General features: G+C 36.8%; 18 protein-coding genes and 1 riboswitch. Of the genes, 3 read left to right on the top strand and 15 right to left on the bottom strand.

Translation table 11 applies throughout. From position 1 onward, the window contains the following. Nucleotides 1-65 precede the first annotated feature (65 nt). The 13 genes from FG390_RS02700 to FG390_RS02640 all read right to left on the bottom strand — a co-directional run bounded on the left by FG390_RS02700 (nt 66) and on the right by FG390_RS02640 (nt 13,800). Complete coding sequence (locus FG390_RS02700) at nt 66-1,262, bottom strand: class I SAM-dependent methyltransferase (protein ID WP_141189456.1); 1,197 nt, start codon at nt 1,260-1,262, stop codon at nt 66-68. Nucleotides 1,263-1,493: 231 nt separating this feature from the next. Continuing rightward, a complete protein-coding gene (locus FG390_RS02695; RefSeq protein ID WP_141189455.1) occupies nt 1,494-2,981 on the bottom strand; it encodes a sodium:solute symporter family protein in 1,488 nt (495 codons plus the stop codon). After that, the gene (locus FG390_RS02690) at nt 2,978-3,184 is read right to left on the bottom strand and encodes a DUF3311 domain-containing protein (RefSeq protein ID WP_141189454.1); all 207 of its coding nucleotides are present in this window, start codon (nt 3,182-3,184) and stop codon (nt 2,978-2,980) included. The genes FG390_RS02695 and FG390_RS02690 overlap by 4 nt, the downstream gene beginning before the upstream one ends. A 318-nt stretch (nt 3,185-3,502) precedes the next feature. Continuing rightward, on the bottom strand, nt 3,503-4,501 hold the full coding sequence (locus FG390_RS02685) for an NAD(P)/FAD-dependent oxidoreductase (RefSeq protein WP_141189453.1): 999 nt from the start codon (nt 4,499-4,501) through the stop codon (nt 3,503-3,505). A 465-nt stretch (nt 4,502-4,966) separates the two neighbouring features. Continuing rightward, on the bottom strand, nt 4,967-5,815 hold the full coding sequence (locus FG390_RS02680) for a GNAT family N-acetyltransferase (RefSeq protein WP_141189452.1): 849 nt from the start codon (nt 5,813-5,815) through the stop codon (nt 4,967-4,969). Between the two features lie 482 nt (nt 5,816-6,297). Continuing rightward, a complete protein-coding gene (locus tag FG390_RS02675; RefSeq protein WP_141189451.1) occupies nt 6,298-7,656 on the bottom strand; it encodes an NCS2 family permease in 1,359 nt (452 codons plus the stop codon). 32 nt (nt 7,657-7,688) lie between these two features. Continuing rightward, nucleotides 7,689-8,711: an aromatic ring-hydroxylating dioxygenase subunit alpha gene (locus tag FG390_RS02670; RefSeq protein ID WP_141189450.1), complete on the bottom strand. Its 1,023-nt coding sequence runs from the start codon at nt 8,709-8,711 to the stop codon at nt 7,689-7,691. A 32-nt stretch (nt 8,712-8,743) separates the two neighbouring features. Beyond that, a complete protein-coding gene (locus tag FG390_RS02665; protein WP_141189449.1) occupies nt 8,744-8,989 on the bottom strand; it encodes a ferredoxin in 246 nt (81 codons plus the stop codon). Between the two features lie 259 nt (nt 8,990-9,248). Beyond that, nucleotides 9,249-10,298, bottom strand: coding sequence for a Rieske 2Fe-2S domain-containing protein (locus tag FG390_RS02660; RefSeq protein ID WP_141189448.1), 1,050 nt, complete (start codon nt 10,296-10,298; stop codon nt 9,249-9,251). Nucleotides 10,299-10,637: 339 nt separating this feature from the next. Beyond that, on the bottom strand, nt 10,638-10,964 hold the full coding sequence (locus FG390_RS02655) for a Na-translocating system protein MpsC family protein (protein ID WP_141189447.1): 327 nt from the start codon (nt 10,962-10,964) through the stop codon (nt 10,638-10,640). 185 nt (nt 10,965-11,149) lie between these two features. Further along, entirely contained in the window at nt 11,150-11,725 is a 576-nt protein-coding gene (locus FG390_RS02650; RefSeq protein ID WP_141189446.1) for a TetR/AcrR family transcriptional regulator, read from the bottom strand. Further along, nucleotides 11,691-12,440, bottom strand: coding sequence for an MBL fold metallo-hydrolase (locus FG390_RS02645; protein WP_141189445.1), 750 nt, complete (start codon nt 12,438-12,440; stop codon nt 11,691-11,693). Before FG390_RS02645 ends, FG390_RS02650 begins: the two co-directional genes overlap by 35 nt. Before the next feature lie 142 nt (nt 12,441-12,582). After that, nucleotides 12,583-13,800 carry an alanyl-tRNA editing protein gene (locus tag FG390_RS02640; protein ID WP_181406332.1) on the bottom strand — a complete coding sequence of 406 codons (1,218 nt, stop codon included), beginning with the start codon at nt 13,798-13,800 and terminating at the stop codon, nt 12,583-12,585. A 106-nt stretch (nt 13,801-13,906) separates the two neighbouring features. Here FG390_RS02640 and FG390_RS02635 point away from each other — a divergent pair, with 106 nt between their 5' ends. Continuing rightward, nucleotides 13,907-15,268 (top strand): MATE family efflux transporter, encoded by a 1,362-nt coding sequence (locus FG390_RS02635; RefSeq protein ID WP_141189443.1) that lies wholly within the window; start codon nt 13,907-13,909, stop codon nt 15,266-15,268. 24 nt (nt 15,269-15,292) lie between these two features. Here FG390_RS02635 and murG read toward each other — a convergent pair whose 3' ends face one another. Beyond that, nucleotides 15,293-16,354: an undecaprenyldiphospho-muramoylpentapeptide beta-N-acetylglucosaminyltransferase gene (gene murG / locus FG390_RS02630; protein WP_141189442.1), complete on the bottom strand. Its 1,062-nt coding sequence runs from the start codon at nt 16,352-16,354 to the stop codon at nt 15,293-15,295. 262 nt (nt 16,355-16,616) lie between these two features. Continuing rightward, nucleotides 16,617-16,677, top strand: a riboswitch (Fluoride riboswitch). A 54-nt stretch (nt 16,678-16,731) separates the two neighbouring features. On the opposite strand from murG, the gene crcB (FG390_RS02625) reads away from it, so the two are divergent. Both crcB (FG390_RS02625) and crcB (FG390_RS02620) read left to right on the top strand, forming a co-directional pair. After that, nucleotides 16,732-17,142: a fluoride efflux transporter CrcB gene (crcB, locus tag FG390_RS02625; protein WP_141189563.1), complete on the top strand. Its 411-nt coding sequence runs from the start codon at nt 16,732-16,734 to the stop codon at nt 17,140-17,142. Beyond that, a complete protein-coding gene (gene crcB / locus FG390_RS02620) occupies nt 17,142-17,498 on the top strand; it encodes a fluoride efflux transporter CrcB (protein WP_181406346.1) in 357 nt (118 codons plus the stop codon). The genes crcB (FG390_RS02625) and crcB (FG390_RS02620) overlap by 1 nt, the downstream gene beginning before the upstream one ends. A 91-nt stretch (nt 17,499-17,589) precedes the next feature. On the opposite strand, the gene FG390_RS02615 is transcribed toward crcB (FG390_RS02620), so the two are convergent. Beyond that, on the bottom strand, nt 17,590-18,150 hold the full coding sequence (locus FG390_RS02615) for a biotin transporter BioY (RefSeq protein ID WP_141189440.1): 561 nt from the start codon (nt 18,148-18,150) through the stop codon (nt 17,590-17,592). Nucleotides 18,151-18,161: the final 11 nt, after the last annotated feature.

Raw genomic sequence — 18,161 nt, 5'->3', positions numbered from 1 at the left:
CATTCCTTTCATTTCAGTTTCTTATTCATTTTAGTCTTCCCTTGCTACATTAACAAGTCATAGCATTAACCCTTTTTTTCAGCCACAAGTGTAAAGACTTTCGGAATGCCAATATCACTGATTTTGATATTTGGAGATTCATCTAGTCGAGTGATCGTTAATCCTGCTTCAGCAAAAGCTGTCACAATCTCACCTATCGTCCATTTTCTTAAATAAACGTCATGTTTATTGTCCTGAGATTGCGTTAAATGTTTTGTATAGGCGACTTCTCTTATTTCAAGTTTCTTGTCAAAATAGTTCCCTGTAACTTTATGTTTTTTTCCTTTTGAAGTAATTAATTTTGTAGAAATAGGATGGAAATCTTGCAGAATGAGTTTTCCACCTTGATCAAGCAGCTGATAAACCAAAGTCGCTAAAGGTTCCAAATCAATAAAATAATGAAGAATTCCCAGTTCCATCAAAACAAGATCATAAGAGCAATTTTTTTCGGTTTCAGGAAGTGATAAAACATCTGAAATGATATAATTTAAGGGAACGTCAGCAGCATCGGCCACCTCTCTAGCGTATTTAGCATTTTCATTTGAGATATCTACGACTGTAGATGATGCCCCAAGAATAGCCATGGCAATGGCCTTGGCTCCATGACTACCTAGAAGATTAATCACTTTCTTTCCTTGAAGATCCCCTAAATACTCAAGTAAATGAGACAATGATCTTTTTGGATGGGAAAGCAGTTTATGAGCCATTTCTTTAGGACTCCCAAATCGCTCAATCCATGCCTGATAAACTTCTTGATTCCAAGCTCCCCCGTTTAGAACCGTATTTGATTCTTGTAACTTCCGAAAATGATCTTTAATGGCTTGATAGAGAGAATCTTCCTTTTTTAAGAAACGCAGTTCAGCATCCAATGATCGAACCCAAACCGTTTTATTATCGATCTTTATTGGTAAGCGAAATGGATCTGTGACGATGACATGATTAAAATAGAATATAAAATGAAACGGATGATCTTCATGTAAATAAGAAAGAACGGTCTTTTGGTCATCTTTCATTACTTTTTGAAGCCTTCTTTTATCAAAAAGTTCATGAACTTTAGCGCAGAAGTCCCATTGAACGGCAATATCGATTGGATCTGTTACAGAAACTTCAACATCTTGCAAGAGGCATGAGGCCGCTCCCTCAATGGTGTAAGCAATAGACTCTTGATCAAGAATAGATAGAATAGGTTGTAATTTTGAATTTAACGCCTCTTTGGTTTTCATTGTTTCTCCTTAAATGGTTGATTTCAAAAGAATACATCGTTTATCTTATCAGATGCATTTAATATCTGCCAACTTCTCTATTGCCTTTATTAATTCTAAAAGAGTGATCGCTTATATCTTCAAGCCATCACTCTTTTAGAAAGAATATAATCAGATACTATGATCATTGATTAAAATAAACAAAGGGCGTGACACCTTTATATGTCACGCCCACATGTTTACCTTCAAATCTTACTTATCATTAGCTAACATTTTATTTGTTCTGATATTCTCTTTTGCTTGATGTGCAAAGAAGAGATTAAGAATGACGACAACAACCACATTGACAATGAGACCCCAGAACCCATCATATCCAGGTAATTGGAAAATAAAGTGATTAAGGAAGACGAAAGCAATTCCTGAGATTAAACCAACAAGAACAGGAGTTGTGGCTAAGTTCTTCCAATATAAACTTAGGAAAATAGCGGGCAATAATTGTGCCGTTCCACTTACGCCTTCAAGTTGAAGTTGAACTAGGTAGTTCGGGAATAAAATACCAAAGAGCAAGGCAAGACCAGTAATCACAAATACAAAACAGCGTGCAATTAATGTTTGTTTTTCACCTGAAATATTTGGTACAAAGATATCTTTTACAATGTTTGTTGCCACTAAGTTACTTGCTGCCAGAACCATGATTGATGCTGGAACAAGGCTAGCAAGAGCGATGGTTGAAAACATAACACCTTGAACAATTGGGTTTGAATAAGATGCATCAATCAAGTGAAGCAGAGCAAAGTTTGCAAACGATGGATCTTCTGGATGCTTTGGCAAGACCATGAAGGCAATAAGCCCAAGCAATGTTACAAAGAACAAGAGAATATTATAAAAAGATAAGAAAACCGTATTTTTACGAACAGAATCTTCAGATTTAGCACTTAATGCCCCTGTCGCTCCGTGCGGCCACATAAATAGAGCTAGGGCTGAAATGAATGACGCTGTTCCAAACCAGAAACTGTTTAACATTCCATTTGGACTTGTACCTGGAAGGGTTAATTTTTCAGGATATTTTGTTACGACTTGATGTAGCATATCTCCCCATCCATCAAACCAAATATATGGAATCGTCACAATCATGCCGATAAGAACGATCCAAACCAAGAGATCTTTAATAACGCCTGTCCAAGCTGGTGCACGAAGTCCACTGAAGAAAGTATATAAAGCAACTAATATAAAAGAAATAATAAGTGCAATTGTACCTACAGCCTTAGGATTTTCAAAAACACCTTGCCCAGCAACTTGAACCACACCCGTAATACCTGATAATTGCAAACAAATGTATGGAATTAAAAAGACAATACCAACAATTGCAACACATACACCAAGTAATTTACTTTGAAATCTTTCACGTGCATAATCCGCGAGCGTCGTTAAATTATGTTTTGATGCATATCGCCAGATTTTAGGGATAATAAAATAAGCAATTGGGAAACACATAACAGCATACGCGATAGAGAAGAAAGCTGGTGCGCCAAAACTATAAGCATATCCCGTCATCCCTAAGAAAGCATAAGCCGTATAAATATCCGCTCCAACTAAAAACCATACTAATAAACTACCAAAATTTCGTCCGCCAATACTCCATTGTTCAATAGAACTACGGGCAGCTTTGTCTCTACCGGCTAAAAAGCCAACGAATATTACCGCTAAAACAATCAAACAAGTCACAACTAACGCAGTCATTTTTCAGCACTCCTTACATCACTATCATGTTTCTTTTTACCAATCGCATATATCCACCATGAAAGAATGGGGGTTACGATCATACTTAAAAGATACCAGAACAGAAAAAAAGGCATCCCAATGATAATGGGATGCACTCGGTTCACGAGAGGCAACACCCCAATGTTCATAATAATAATAATTAGTAATAAAAACCATTGCATAACTTTCACACTCCTATTTTTTAAAAAAGGGCTAACGTCTGTAATAATAGCACCAATAGGGAATTTTCGCACTACTTTTTTTAAAAAAAGTATAAAAAAATATATGATTTTTTCAAGTTTATAAATTGAGAAAAACAAAGTCATAAAACACGCTTTTTTTACGTAAGGTTACTTAACATGTATTACGTTAGATTATCTGACAGCTAGTAGAAATAGACTCTGAACCTCTCATGACTAAAGTCACGAGTGTTCTCGGCTATTTCATAAAAATAAAGACACCTCAAAATTTGAGATGTCTTAAACTTCACTATTTTCTTTTTAATTAAATAAGCTTGTACTATGCATCGGTTGTGTGCGGGATTTCGGGTCAATATAATGTTTTACATTATTAACCGCCGTTGGTGCTTCTCCAAAGCCAGTGGCGATTAATTTTACTTTACCATCATAAGTAGCAACATCCCCAGCCGCATAGACACCTGGTAAATTGGTTTCCATTTTACTATTGACGACAATGGCATTTTTTTCTATGTTGAGATTCCAATCTTTGATCGCGCCGAGAGAAGAAACAAAACCATAGTTACAAATTAAAGCATCTAAATCTAACGTTTCTGTCTTCTCTCCACGTACTTCTTGAATGACTAATTGCTTAATATTCGTTTCATCACCGACAAGCTCTTTCACTTGAAAAGGCGTTTTTAAGATAACGGACGATTTTTTTAACAAATCAACACTATGTTCATGAGCACGGAATTTATCACGTCTATGGACAAGAATGACTTCTTTTGCAATAGAGTCTAGCATATTAGCCCAATCTACCGCAGAGTCTCCTCCACCTAAAATGACCACTTTTTTATCTCGGAACACCTCTAAATCTTCAACAAAATAATGAAGATTTTGTCCTTCATATTGTTTTGCATTTTCAGTATCGATCCGTCTAGGCTGGAACGCTCCAACACCGGCTGTAATAATAACCGCTTTTGTAAAATGCGTTTCTCCTGTCGTTGACGTTAACTTAATCGTTTGATCCTCAAGATGCTCTAACTTTTCAACGGTTTGTTCTAAGATAATCGTTGGACTAAATTTCAGAGCTTGTTCTTTTAAGTTATTGACAAGGTCTTTAGCTTTAATTTTCGGGAATCCAGCCACGTCATATATATCTTTTTCAGGATATAATGCGCCAAGCTGTCCTCCTAGCTGGGGCATGCTCTCAATAATCTTGACTTTCATATCTCGCATACCTGCATAAAACGCAGCAAATAATCCAGTGGGTCCTCCCCCAATGATGGTTACATCAAATTGTTCTGTACTTTCTGTCATTCTTCACCCTCCAACATCTCTTTTTCCTTAAAGATGGTTTCTAGTCTAATTGAGCTCTGTATCTTTCATCCTATTTATCGAGGTTGTTCAAAAAGTCACCAAATGATCGTGCGAATCTCGGCGCCCGCTTGTTTTTCCGGTCCTCATGTAGCGGATACAAGAGGATCGCTGGCTAAAAGCGCTCACGTCCTGTGGCTGGCGCCTGAAGCTACCACAACCGAGGAATGCCGGTCCAAAGAAAACAGCGCCGCTCTTAGCCTTCCGACGCCCAGGACGGGCAAGTAACTGCGTTTCTTGCAGGATGCCAGCGTACTTAGACAGTAACCCTTTTCGTTTGTCACCTTTTTGAACATGCACTTATAGTAGATACCTATTTAGACATTTTGATTCTCAATTACTTCTCAATTACTTTATTTTATATTAAATTTATCAACTATTCCACTATATATGATTTTGATCTGCCTATTAATTGGTCAGATGTAAGCACTCAATTACAGGCATAAATCCAATTTTTTGGTAGACTGCATTTGAAATAGGATTGGCTCGATCTGCGTATAAATAACAAAAATTATAACCATGGCTTAATATTTCTTGACATAAAGAACTTACGCAACCGGTGGAGTAACCTTGCCCTCTATGCTCAGGGGCCGTATAAACAAGGTTAATGCCGGCTCCGCTCTTCAGTGGTCTTATTAAATTAGCCATTGAAACAATGGTGTTATCCTTTTCCCAAACATATAAAGACTGTCTAGTAATATAGGATTCCGCCATCATATCAATTTCTGAATCAGCTAAGGGTTCGTTGATTGATTCGCTAAACGTTTGAATCCAATGTTTAATTTTTACCATATCTTTTTCATTCGCCTTACGAAAAAGACCTTTTGGATGCGTGATATGATTTAATTTTTGAAGCTGGTAAATTTGTTCATGTCGAAATTCCTTAAAGGGTTTCCGTAAAAAACGTTTTGCTATCTCAGCAAATAACGAAACAAGTTCTTTCTCTCCGATCACACTTCTAACATATATTAAACGATTAATAATGGCTTTTATCGCTAACACGATGGCTTGGTCAATATTATTGTTAGATATATCCCCTGAAATAACGAGTCTGTTTTTCTTGCTCATAAACAATGATAGAATACATCGATTTTGATCGTTTACAGTCGTCATAATTTCATTGCTAAAATACATTTTATCTTGAATTTGTTTATAACAAATGCCTAGAATTAAATTGTTTTCGACTTCTTTCTCAAGTAAGAATGCCTCTACGTCTCTAATAAAGACTCGCACATCCGCAAAATGAATCACATCCATCACATCACCTCATCATACGCGTAGGAATCATTCCTTGACCCCCATTGAACAAAAATGTAAAAGATTCAGACGAAAAACACAATCGTTTTTCACATGTTTAGATCTATACCTCTGTATTTTGGTACGTAAAATTTACAGTGTCAAGAATTATTTATAAGTGCGTGTTCAAATAGGAGACAAATTAGAAGCAAGAAGATCAAGGCGGCGCTGTTTTGAGGACCGGAATGTAGGTTTTTGCTACATGAGGACCGGAATAAACAAGCCGGCGCCGAGATTCGCACTATCATTTGGTGACTTTTTGAACAACCTCTATAAACAACGTATTTTTAGTAGATGCTTTATTAGTGATTTAAATGACTTTCAAAGTGCTAGATATCATTTGACTTTCCATCGACTTCGAGAAATTGTCGTTCTTAGCATGACTCATGAGACCGTGCATAATGAGGATAGAGACACTAAATTACGTCACCATCCACTACCAATTAAACTTGAAAAATAAAACTTAAGATAAAAGCCGCGCTTATGATGTACATTAACCAATGAATTTCTTTTGCTCGATTGGTTAATAGCTTAATGATCGTATAAGATAAGAAACCGAACGTTAGTCCTTCTCCGATACTAAATGTTAGTGGCATAAGAACAATGGTTAGAAAAACAGGTATGGCATCAGAATAGTCATTCAATGAAATATTCTTAATTTCAGTTAACATAAAAGCGCCTACTAAAATAAGAACAGGCGATGTGGCGAATGAAGGGATCACTCCAATTAAAGGTGTAAACAAAAGGCTTAAAAGAAAGAGGAAAGCAACAACAAGGGCTTTAAGACCTGTTTTACCACCTTCTGCTATCCCTGTGGCGTTTTCAACATAGGCATTCATCGCAGTAGATCCCATCGCAGCACTCGCCATGGTTGCCATTGAATCAGCTATTAATGCCTTATCTAAACCTTCTATATTCCCTTTTTCATCCATTAGACCCGCTTTCTTGGATAATCCAACCATTGAGCCCAAATTGTCAAATAACTCCACCATAGTAAAGGAAAAAATAATTGAAAATAACCCATAATGGAGCGCAGCTAAGATATCCATCTTTAGAAAAGTATCAGATATACTAGGAAGAGAAAACGATATGATACTTTTAGGTGGATGGACGATTCCAATTATCATACCTAAGATCGTCACTAAAAAGATACTCATAATCGCTGCTCCTTTGACTTTGCGAACCGTGAGAACGGCCACCACAATAAATCCGATTAGCGCGAGCAGAGGTTCTGGTTTTGTTATCTCACCAAGAGCCACAAGATTTTCTTTATGACTAACAATAATCCCAGCTTGTTTAAAACCGATAAAAGCAATAAAGAGTCCTATTCCTACTGAGATCGCACTCTTTAGTACATTGGGAATACACTGGATGATTTTTTTACGTAATCCCGTTATCGTCAGAACAAAGAATACCACGCCAGAAATGAAGACAGCACCTAACCCAGTTTGCCAATTTAGTCCATGACCTAAGACGACAGTATATGCGAAAAAGGCATTAAGCCCCATCCCAGGGGCAACTGCAATGGGCATGTTAGCCCATAGTGCAAATAATACCGTTGCTAATACACTTGCGAAAATGGTTGCCCCAATGGCTGCTTCCCTTGGAATGCCAGCATCTGATAATATCATTGGATTCACGAAGATAATATAACTCATGGCCATAAATGTCGTGATCCCAGCAATAATTTCTGTTTTAACATTTGTTTCTCGCTCTGTTAAATGAAAAAGCTTTTCTAACCAGACTGGATTAGCTTTCGTTTTAACGATTTCTTTTTCTCCTGATTTCTCTAAATTTGTCATCCATCTTCCCCCATCAATCTGTCATTATTTTATCATTTCATTTGTTTGTGTTTCTTTACTTCACTACCGTAAGTTACCCCAAGTTCACTGAGCCATCTTCGATAAGCAATACTAACTCTATCTGGCGGAAGGTGAAGCTCAGCTTGCAAATCTAGTGGCAATTCTTCGGGTCTTTGACTTTCAACTACAGCCGTATCTTGGTCAATAATCAGTTGTTGAAAATCGATATAATACTGATCAGGTGTCTCTAAATCGTAATTCCTAGACACTAAGGCAAAAATCTTTGATTTCCTTTCAGCTTGTGGCTGGACAGCAAATAACATCGAGAAAATTTCATTTGTCTCCTCATTGACTTTTTTTAGCCTGGCAAGCAACGGTCTTAATATCTCAAAGGTATAATTCAAGATCGACCATTTCCCTGTACCATCTGGATCGGCATATACCGGTATGACATCCGACACATACCGATTATCTTTCCAATGAACTTTGTAATCTGGAATTTCAGCATGATCAGAATCTCCTAGACTTCCTTCATGTACAAAGGCAAGGTGACTCACATCCAAAAAGTTTTCTACGACCCTTGGGGCGGCTGCGTTGATAATATGCGGATTGGCATAAACCGTCTTAAATGATGGATCGTCAAACTCTTCATACTCTGGTAATGTTGAAGCCATTGTTTCCTCCTTATTCAGTTTGACCCAGACGAGACCATACCGTTCCATACAAGGAAAAACGACCGCTTTAGCCTTAGGGGGAATAACTCGCCTTGCAGGCTGTTGAGGTATCTTTACACACTTACCTTCTTGGTTGTACTCCCAGCCGTGATAAGGACATACGAGACAATTGTTAACAACTTTTCCTAATGATAGCTCCGCCCCGCGATGAATACATAAATCTTTAAAAGCTTTAATGCCATCATCTGTTCGAAACAAGACCACTCTCTCTTCTAATATAGTCACTTGTATGGGTTGATCAGCTATGTCATGAGCATAGGCAATAGGTAACCACTCACTAGCTAAAACAGGGTCTATTTCATGTCTTTTGTCGGTTCCCATTCGTTATCCCTCCCAATATGTAATTAATCTTATTAGTTATTTAATATTTTAGAAAGAAAGGGTTCATCAGAGACTTTAATAGACTCTGTTGGACAGCCATCTCTTGCATCAATTAAATCATCCTCTAAATCTTCCAAAACCGGGATCGTTCCTTTGTTTTTATCGATCACAACTTCAGAATAACCCGCTTCATCGTAATCGAAGATATCGGGTGCAGCAGCTCCGCAAGCACCGCACGCTATACAAGTATCCTTATCAACAATGGTATATTTAGGCATATAACTTTCTCCTTTCACTGCTCATATTTCTAAAATAGGATCTAATCAAGCATATTGTTTTACTATATGTGCGTGTTCAAAAAGGTGACAAATTAGAAGCAAGAAGATCAAGGCGGCGCTGTTTTGAGGACCGGAATGTAGGTTTTTGCTACATGAGGACTGGAAAAACAAGCCAACGCCGAGATTCGTAGCTTATCATTTGGTGACTTTTTGAACAACCTCTATATTGATTATTCAAACATTTCTTTTCGTTAACTCATTAACTTGTATAAATAGCTCCCAATCCCATTTTTTTAAGTAGTTTCCGGTAAGCTACGGATGTCCGATCTGCCATAATATGAGCTTCCATCTGTAAATCAAGAGGCAACTCTTCTGGTTTTTGGTTTTCAACCATTTCGCTATCTTCCGTAAAAACTTGAAGATTAAAAGCATAGACGTCTTCGATTGGTGAGTCTTTATCAAAATTTCTCGCAATTGGAACAAACAATCTTGTTTCGCGTGCAGAAATCGGACAGACAGCATTCATAATCCATAACTCACCGCCATTTGGAAAATAAACCTTCAATGTTGCCCCAAATGGAGGATAAACGTCAAATACACGGAGCCATTTAAAATCCTCTGGTGCACGATATTGTTGATCTTTAGGATAGTTGCTTACAGTACTTAAATACTCTACATGAAGACCATAATCTGTGTGATCAACCTGGTATCGCGGAACAAAAGCATTATTTCGATCTCCAAATGATTCAGTATGGACCCAAGCAAAATGAGCGACATCTAGAAACCCTTCCATTTGCCTTCCTGCTGAACCTTTAATATCAAATGGAGGGCAAACGATTTGTTGAAAATCATCATCGTCCCAAGCATCAAAGTGGGGTAGATTATCTTCTTCTCCTAATAACGATGTCCAAATAAGTCCAAATCGTTCAATGACAGGAAAGACACTCATGCATAGACGTGGTGAAATTTTCGCGTCAGGATGTGCGGGAATGGACGTGCATTTTCCGTCTGTTCCATATCTAAATCCATGATAAGGACAAACAATATCTTCTCCATCTACCCAGCCCATGCTGAGCGGCGTTCCGCGATGAACACAAAGATCACGGGCAACCACAACTTTATGTTTGGTACGATAGACGACTAAATTAACATCTAGCAGTTTAATCGATATTGGTTTATCAGTGACCTCATGACTTTCTGCGACCGGGAACCAATACTTACTTAATACCTCCCAGTCTTCTTTACTAAAGGTACAGTCTTTTGGATAATCGATCATTTGTTTGTTTTTAAGTGTCAAAGGTTCTTTCATTTGTCTCTTCCTTTCGAAGGTTTTATAAGTTAAGATACTTAACGATAAGGTGAAACTTCCATTAAGGTGGGATAAAATAAGAAAAGAGCCGTGAAGATAGACAGTCCATATCTATCTTCACGGCTCTTTTCTTCCGTATAACAGAAGTTAAGCATCCGCAATCACTCTTTCAAATTATAGGAAAAACGATGATACGCTTACCCTACAATATCTTCATCTCTTATTAACGGGTCATCAGACTAAAGCTTAAATTATCAGAAACATATCGGGGAAATCCCCTCTAAAGTTTCATTTGTTTAACACATAAATGACTCAAAGTAGCATTATTCAGTGACTGGTTTATCCGAAACAAAGAACAATACACGTTCTTTCAACCAATGGATCATAATCTCTAAACAAGTAGGTTATTTTCAGATCAAACGCTTTTTCGATCTTTTCTTTTAACAACTGCTTATACTTTACCGATAAAGCCGAATCGACCGATGAAACTAATGGGTGATAGTCTTCTTCTAAAATACTCAAAGCCGGAATACGTTTTGTTCTCGCTATAATAAGAATTTTATTATCCAAAATATCTATTTTTTGGTCCTGCACACCGATATTAAAGATTTGTTTATTGATTTCGTTGTTGATTATTGCAAGACTTTTTTTAGATAAACTGACCATCGATAACACCTACCGCATAATTGCCTAAATCATTTACAATTTTTATAATATTAATTCTATTTATGATTTTAGTACATTGTGTGAGATATGTCACGAGTTATATTAAACAAAATTAACTTTACCAATTGGTTGATTTAACTATTAAGAATAAAAAAGAAGAACCTTTTGTTCTTCTAAATATAATCTTAATTTTTGTTATTAAGAGATACCTCTTTTAATCCTATAAGGAATGTCTCAATAGACTCATTCATTGATTGTTTAATGTCAACATCCATATTAAAACCACCTTGCATGTCGATAAAAACAAAACCATGGGCCATTGCACGCAATCCCCTTACCATGTGAACTTCGTCTTTCTTATTCAGCTGATATGGTTCTAAAATACGGAAAATGACATCAATTGAGTTGTCTGCTATCTCTTTAATATGTTCATCCGCAGGATCAGGGACTCTAGTTATTGCTGCATATAAACCTGGATGACTTCTCATAAAACTGACATATGAATGAAAAATTTCTTTTAGAGCGGCTTCACCACTCCTTCCAATGACTGCGTCCGTTAAAGTTTCATGCAAGTGACTAAATGCCTTGATAGCGATCTCCTGTCTCAGTTGATTTAAATTTGAGATATGGTTATAAAGTGATGGCGTTCTTATTCCAAGTGATTTGGCAAGTCTGCTAAGTGTTAGTGCATCATAACCTTCTTCGGCAATGATCTCTACGCTTATATCAAGAATGATTTTTTTCGTAATTTTTTTTCTCATTTTTTATCCTCTGTAACTTATGTTCAGCTTGCAAAATAGCTTTATTCATATCTTGAATTGGATTTTTAATCATTCGACCATGTCCTACAGCCAAAAGAGAAGGTGACAACTGTTCAAGCTTTTTGGCGCTTAATAAAGCCTCATGTTTATTCCATGTTGCCATAGCTGGAAATGGAAATAAAGGTTTGAATACTCCTGATACTGCGATTCCCCCTTTGACTTGAAAAGCATCACCCGCAATGAGCGAATGATTTCTTTCGTCTAAAAGAGCGATATGACCAGGGGTATGCCCAGCTGTCTCGAAAACCCGCAGGTGTCCAATCCTATCTCCATCAGATACAAGTCTGTCAGGAACGGTTTTTATTTTTTTTGGTATATCACCTTTGATCGGTAATGGCGTTTCATTTTCTTCTAATGTAACATCGCCCCTTAATAACTTTGCATCTCTCTGAGAAATGATCACTTCAACATTTGGTAATAACTCTTTTAAATGATCAAGTGCACCAACATGGTCACCATGTCCATGCGTCAAAATAATTCTAGAAATCGGCTTTCCTTCGTTATGGGCTACTTTTAATATTCCTTTATAAAAAAATGGTAGTCCAGTATCAATAAGAGTGAATGTTTCCCTTTCATCGATGAGGTAACAATTTATCGGAAACCAGGTTGAGAAAAAACTTAATTGAATCACAGTGCCTTCTCTTGTTATTTTCAATTTCGATAAACCTCCTTATTCATCTAATTAACTAATTATATTAGTATTATAACTAATGGTGTTAGTTTTGTGAATTTTTTTATTTTATTTTAATAAAAAAGCTAATTCAACCTACCCGAGTTGGTTGAATTAGCTAAGAGTCTTAAATTTTATTGACTTGTTCAAAAAGCTTCTCACGTAGGAATTGAAGAGGTGCTGTTTCATCCTCTGGCACATAGCCTGCTCCTTGTGCCATTTCAGGTTTTCCTCCACCCTTTCCATCAATCATCGGAAGAGTGTCTTTAATTAATTGGTTCATATTTAAAGGGACTGATTGGCCTTTACCACATATAAGATGAAGTCGATTTTCTTTTTTTAAAGAAAATAAACATATCGCGTGTTCATCCTTCTGCTGTAAGTGCCGAGTCAAGCTTTGAATGTACTTAAAGTCTCCCTTGTGAAAATGTTTAACAATTAATTTAAGCACGCCTATTTCTTCACCATTTGCGATTAAGGTATCCGACTCATCATCTAACCTTTCAGATACCATCGTCTTTATTTGGTCTTCTAACAAAGTATTTTTTTCAATGACTTGTTCAAGCCGTTTTGGCAGTTCATCCTGACCAGAACTTAACCTATCACCCAGTTGTTTAAGGACATCAAATTGAGCGTGAAATTGATTACGAACTCTGTGTCCTGCAACAAAATGGATCCTAATTTTTCCTCGATGTCGCTCCATTCCCTTTATAAGCACCATCTGGCATTCTCCTGTTGTATGAGGATGTGTACCTCCACAAGGATTGTAATCAAAATCATCTATAATAACGAGCCGGATATTTTCATGAACACTTGGTTTTTTTCGAAGGGGATACTTTGTCAACTGACTTTCATCAATCCATTCTGTTCGGATCGGTTGATTCTGTTCAATAATTTGATTAGCACGTTCCTCAACCATACTAAGTTGTTCTTTATCCAATGATTTGACATCTAAGTCAATCGTTACATCTTCCAACCCTAAATGAAATGAGAGTGTTTCAATACCTAATCTTTCAACAAACGCAGCCGTTAATATATGCTGTGCCAAATGCTGTTGCATATGGTCAAACCTACGTTCCCAATTAATTATTCCTTTAACTTGGGAATAGGTGTCATTTAAAGGCTGACTTAAAAAATGACGAATTTCATTTTCTTCCTTCTCTACATTCGTCACGGGTATACCGTTGATTGTTCCTAGATCACAAGGTTGCCCACCACCATTGGGATAAAAAGCTGTTTGATCTAGAACAACATAAGATCTCCCTTCTTCATCAATCTCTGTTCTCTTTATCATAGCTTCAAACTCTTTTATGTATGGGTCTTGATAATAGAGTTGATACGTCATCCAACCACTCCTCATTTCTATATTCATACTTTAATAAGTTATGTTATACTCATGTAAGGTTTAAATTTTGCATCGGCAAGTTCTACAGATAAGGATTGAGTACGTCTTGTATAAAACACATTCAATAGGAAGTAAAATATCCCTTTTAATTTCAATTCTAGGTCCCATTTTGGTTACTCAGTTGAGTATTAGTGCCATGAATGTGGCCGATACGATCATGTCAGGTCAGGCAAGTACAAATGATCTCGCCGGCGTCGCCATCGGATCGAGTCTCTGGATGCCTGTTTTCACTGGACTTGGCGGTATATTGTATAGTATTACGCCCATTATTTCACATTTAAAGGGTGCTGAGAATTTGAAAGAGATTCCATTTATATTCTTTCAAGCTATCTATCTCGCTGTCGTCATTTCCATTGTTTTATTTTTTCTCGGCTTACTATCGATTCATCCTATCTTGAATTATATGGGTTTATCTCCTGAGGTACAAACAATTGCCTCCCATTATTTACTTGCTTTATCGATTGGAATTATTCCTTTATTTATTTATACCGTATGTCGTAACTTCATTGATGCTCACGGAATAACCAGAATGACGATGATCATTACGCTCTTAGGCCTTCCTGTGAATGTCTGTTTGAATTACGTATTTATTTTTGGAACATTTGACTTTCCACGTCTTGGTGGAGTTGGAGCAGGTATCGCTACAGCGATCACCTACTGGCTCATGGCAATGATTTCTTTTATCTTTTTAATAAAAGGACAACCCTTTATTCTCTATCAATTTGGGACTAAATTATACCCTATCTCTATTAAAATATGGAAAAAATTGCTTGTTGTTGGTGTGCCAATTGGTCTTGCTATTTTTCTTGAAACAAGTATCTTTTCAGCCATCACTTTATTGATGAGTGAATTTGATACGGTCATTATCGCTGCTCATCAAGCGGCAATAAATGTTGCATCGCTACTATATATGGTCCCGTACAGTATTTCAATGGCGATGACCATTTCTGTTAGTTTTGAAATTGGTGCAAAACGTGTCCATCACGCCGCCTTGTATAGTAAAATCGGCATCATTATGGCCATATCGATTGGTCTCATCTTCTCATTTGGATTATTTTTTACAAAGGGTTCTATCGCTCACCTTTATGCTTCATCGCCACAAGCTGTGAAAATGATTCAGCATTTTCTGCTTTATGCCATTTTCTTTCAACTTTCTGATGCTGTCGCAGCACCTATACAAGGAGCATTAAGAGGCTATAAAGATGTCAATGTTACATTTATTGTGGCTCTAATTTCATATTGGGGGATGGGACTTCCTTGTGGACTACTTCTTCTCCATATCACAGATCTAGGTCCTTTTAGTTATTGGATTGGATTAATTATTGGTCTTGCTTCAGGGGCTGTCTTTTTATTCATAAGACTCATTTATATTCAAAAAAAATGTAGAAACCAAGAAATTATTTTTTGATTCTTCCTTGGTTTCTACTTTTTTCTAACTATTAGTGATCAATTTTAATATTTTTTCAATACCATTAGTGGTGTTAGGTGCTTTATTCATCCGATCAATATACTCATACCGATCGTGATACACTTTTTCAATGGTTTTGATAAGCTGATCTTCTGATAATGTATCATCGTCTAAGATTTCACAAAATCCTTTTTGCTTAAAAGATTTTGCATTTAAAATTTGATCTCCACGACTCGATCTTAAAGGTAAGGGAATCAAAATCATCGGTTTCTTTAACGCTAAGAACTCGAAAATTGCATTTGAACCCGCTCGAGACAAAATAATACTGGATGCCGCTAATACATCAGGAAGTTCTTCATTAATATATTCAAACTGTCGATATCCATCTAAACCTTCCTTTTCAGGTACTAAATGACCTTTCCCGCATAGATGAACGACTTGAAATTTTTTAAGTAGGTCGTCTAAGGATGATCTTAAGACGTCATTAATTTTTTTTGCTCCAAGACTTCCACCCATCATCAGGAGGATCGGTTTTGACGATTTGAACCCTAGAAAATCAAGTCCTGCTTGTTTGCGCCCATTTAGTAATTTATCTCGAATAGGCGCCCCAGTATGAACCACTTTTTCTTGTGGAAAATGGCTAGCCGCTTCTTCAAACGTAACAAATAGTTTACTTGCAAACTTAATGGCAATTCGGTTAGCGAGCCCAGGGGTTATATCCGATTCATGAATGTAAACAGGAATCCGATTCAGCCATCCAGCAATCACGACAGGAACTGAAACAAAACCACCTTTTGAGAAAATAACCGTTGGTTTTATCTTTTTGATAATAAAATACGCTTGCATGACCCCGCCTAGAACTTTAAAAGGATCTTTAAAGTTTTTTAAATCAAAATAACGGCGTAATTTCCCACTAGAGATGCCGTCATATTTTATATTTTGAGCTTCAACGAGATCTTTTTCAATCCCTGTTTTTGAGCCTATGTAATGAATATCCCAGTCTTTCTTTAAATGATCTATTAGTGCAAGATTCGGTGTTACGTGCCCTGCCGATCCCCCGCCAGTAAATACAATTTTCTTCTTCATAGTCTTTCTTCCCTCGTTTCCGTTCTAAACATCACTTTATTTCTCCTTAAAGTAGTTTAATACAGTTGTATCCTGATGTAAAATCTTTTTTCGATTAGAGTGCATATAAAAGATATTTATTACAATAAGCGATAAATAATACAATCATTAACCACATTCTGAACCACTCATGACTAAAGTCACGAGTGTTCTCGGCTATTTCATAAAAACAAACAATTAGACACCGTTGACACGGTGTATGAGCTTTGATAAACTAATGACAGTTAAAATAGGCGATGGAGTTCGCCATTAAATGCACTTGCGCTGATGACTCCTACTAGTTAATCTTTAGCTGGTAGGAGTCTATCTTTTTGTGCAAACTTAAGGAGCAGTTAGGTATGCTATATTTTATTGTTGGTTTAGGCGGTGTATTCGGAGCCTTAACTCGTTATTTTTTTGGAATTTCGTTCACACATGTATGGCAACATTCGTTTCCACTACCTACCTTGTTGATTAATTTAATTGGTTGCTTCTTACTAAGCTGGTTAACAACCTACCTTTCTCGGCGCAAGATCTTCCCTCGTGATGTTGTGATAGGAATAGGAACAGGATATATTGGTGCCTTTACGACCTTCTCTACATTTAGTGTTGAAAGTATCTCACTTTTAAAAACAGGCTATTATAGTCTATCACTTGTCTATATCCTACTAAGTCTATTAGGCGGATTATTTACATCCTGGTTGGGTTATCAATTAGGAGAACGAATGATGTTCAATTACACGTTAAAAGTTAAGGAAGATGACGAATGATATTACATCTACTTCAAGTCTCAATAGGTGGTTTCCTAGGTGCAACCGCTCGTTTTTTTATCAGTAACATGGCTAAGAAAAACATATCATCTACTTTACCAATAGGTACGTTATGCATTAACTGGATAGGATCATTCTTATTAGGTTTCATAGCCGGGAGTGATTTTACTTTAACTTGGGTACTAATTTTAGGAACAGGATTTATGGGAGCCTTCACGACTTTTTCAACGTTGAACTTAGAGTTAATTCAACTATTAAAAAGTAAAAAATGGAAAGCATTCGGTCTTTATCTGACTTTAACCTATTTAGTCGGCCTTTTCTTAGCTTACCTCGGTTTAATCGTAGCTATAGAATAGCAGTCTGGTTAATGACATGAATAAACTCTCTGGTATTAAGTAGATCCAGAGAGTTTTTACTTTACTTTATGTTTTATTATGGCTGTTTAAGCTATGCAGCCATTTTTGTATTATTAGATAGTTTTAGTCTTTTTCTAAGTTGCACTGTCAAAACGGCGCTTACAATTGCCTTAATCACATCACCAGGAATAAACGCCAAGTTGGCAGCCGTTACCGGGATAATTGGCGAAGATGTAATCATTGAGTAATACATAATTCCTGCAGCATAGACAAGGATAATACCACCTAACACATTAATCCCAAAATATTTGACAACTTGATAGCGACCTGGTTTTACGAAGTTTGATAATAGACCGATGACGAAAGCTGCTACTGGCCAAGAAAGAATATAGCCACCAGAAGGACCCACAAGTGATGATAATCCTCCACGACCCCCTGCTAAAAAAGGAGCTCCAATAGCGACAAGTAAAGTAAAGACAAAGAGCGTGGTAAATCCTTTTTTAGCCCCAAGTACTCCGCCAATCAGCATGACACCTAAAGTTTGCAGAGTAATTGATACACTAATCACTGGTACTGGAATTCCTGGCATAAATCCTAAAACGGCCATAAAAGCAACAAATAATGATATAAGTACTAAAGTTTTTGTTTTCATCTTAATCTCCT

The sequence above is a fragment of the Terrilactibacillus laevilacticus genome (assembly GCF_006517395.1).
Lineage (GTDB): Bacteria > Bacillota > Bacilli > Bacillales > Sporolactobacillaceae > Terrilactibacillus > Terrilactibacillus laevilacticus.
This window is presented reverse-complemented; position numbering and strand designations above follow the sequence as displayed.

Coding starts and splice junctions, on each gene's coding strand:
- FG390_RS02700 (WP_141189456.1), bottom strand. CDS start 1,262: ATGAAAACCAAAGAGGCGTTAAATTCAAAATTACAACCTATTCTATCT.
- FG390_RS02695 (WP_141189455.1), bottom strand. CDS start 2,981: ATGACTGCGTTAGTTGTGACTTGTTTGATTGTTTTAGCGGTAATATTC.
- FG390_RS02690 (WP_141189454.1), bottom strand. CDS start 3,184: ATGCAATGGTTTTTATTACTAATTATTATTATTATGAACATTGGGGTG.
- FG390_RS02685 (WP_141189453.1), bottom strand. CDS start 4,501: ATGACAGAAAGTACAGAACAATTTGATGTAACCATCATTGGGGGAGGA.
- FG390_RS02680 (WP_141189452.1), bottom strand. CDS start 5,815: ATGGATGTGATTCATTTTGCGGATGTGCGAGTCTTTATTAGAGACGTA.
- FG390_RS02675 (WP_141189451.1), bottom strand. CDS start 7,656: ATGACAAATTTAGAGAAATCAGGAGAAAAAGAAATCGTTAAAACGAAA.
- FG390_RS02670 (WP_141189450.1), bottom strand. CDS start 8,711: ATGGGAACCGACAAAAGACATGAAATAGACCCTGTTTTAGCTAGTGAG.
- FG390_RS02665 (WP_141189449.1), bottom strand. CDS start 8,989: ATGCCTAAATATACCATTGTTGATAAGGATACTTGTATAGCGTGCGGT.
- FG390_RS02660 (WP_141189448.1), bottom strand. CDS start 10,298: ATGAAAGAACCTTTGACACTTAAAAACAAACAAATGATCGATTATCCA.
- FG390_RS02655 (WP_141189447.1), bottom strand. CDS start 10,964: ATGGTCAGTTTATCTAAAAAAAGTCTTGCAATAATCAACAACGAAATC.
- FG390_RS02650 (WP_141189446.1), bottom strand. CDS start 11,725: ATGAGAAAAAAAATTACGAAAAAAATCATTCTTGATATAAGCGTAGAG.
- FG390_RS02640 (WP_181406332.1), bottom strand. CDS start 13,800: ATGACGTATCAACTCTATTATCAAGACCCATACATAAAAGAGTTTGAA.
- murG (WP_141189442.1), bottom strand. CDS start 16,354: ATGAAGAAGAAAATTGTATTTACTGGCGGGGGATCGGCAGGGCACGTA.
- crcB (WP_141189563.1), top strand. CDS start 16,732: ATGCTATATTTTATTGTTGGTTTAGGCGGTGTATTCGGAGCCTTAACT.
- FG390_RS02615 (WP_141189440.1), bottom strand. CDS start 18,150: ATGAAAACAAAAACTTTAGTACTTATATCATTATTTGTTGCTTTTATG.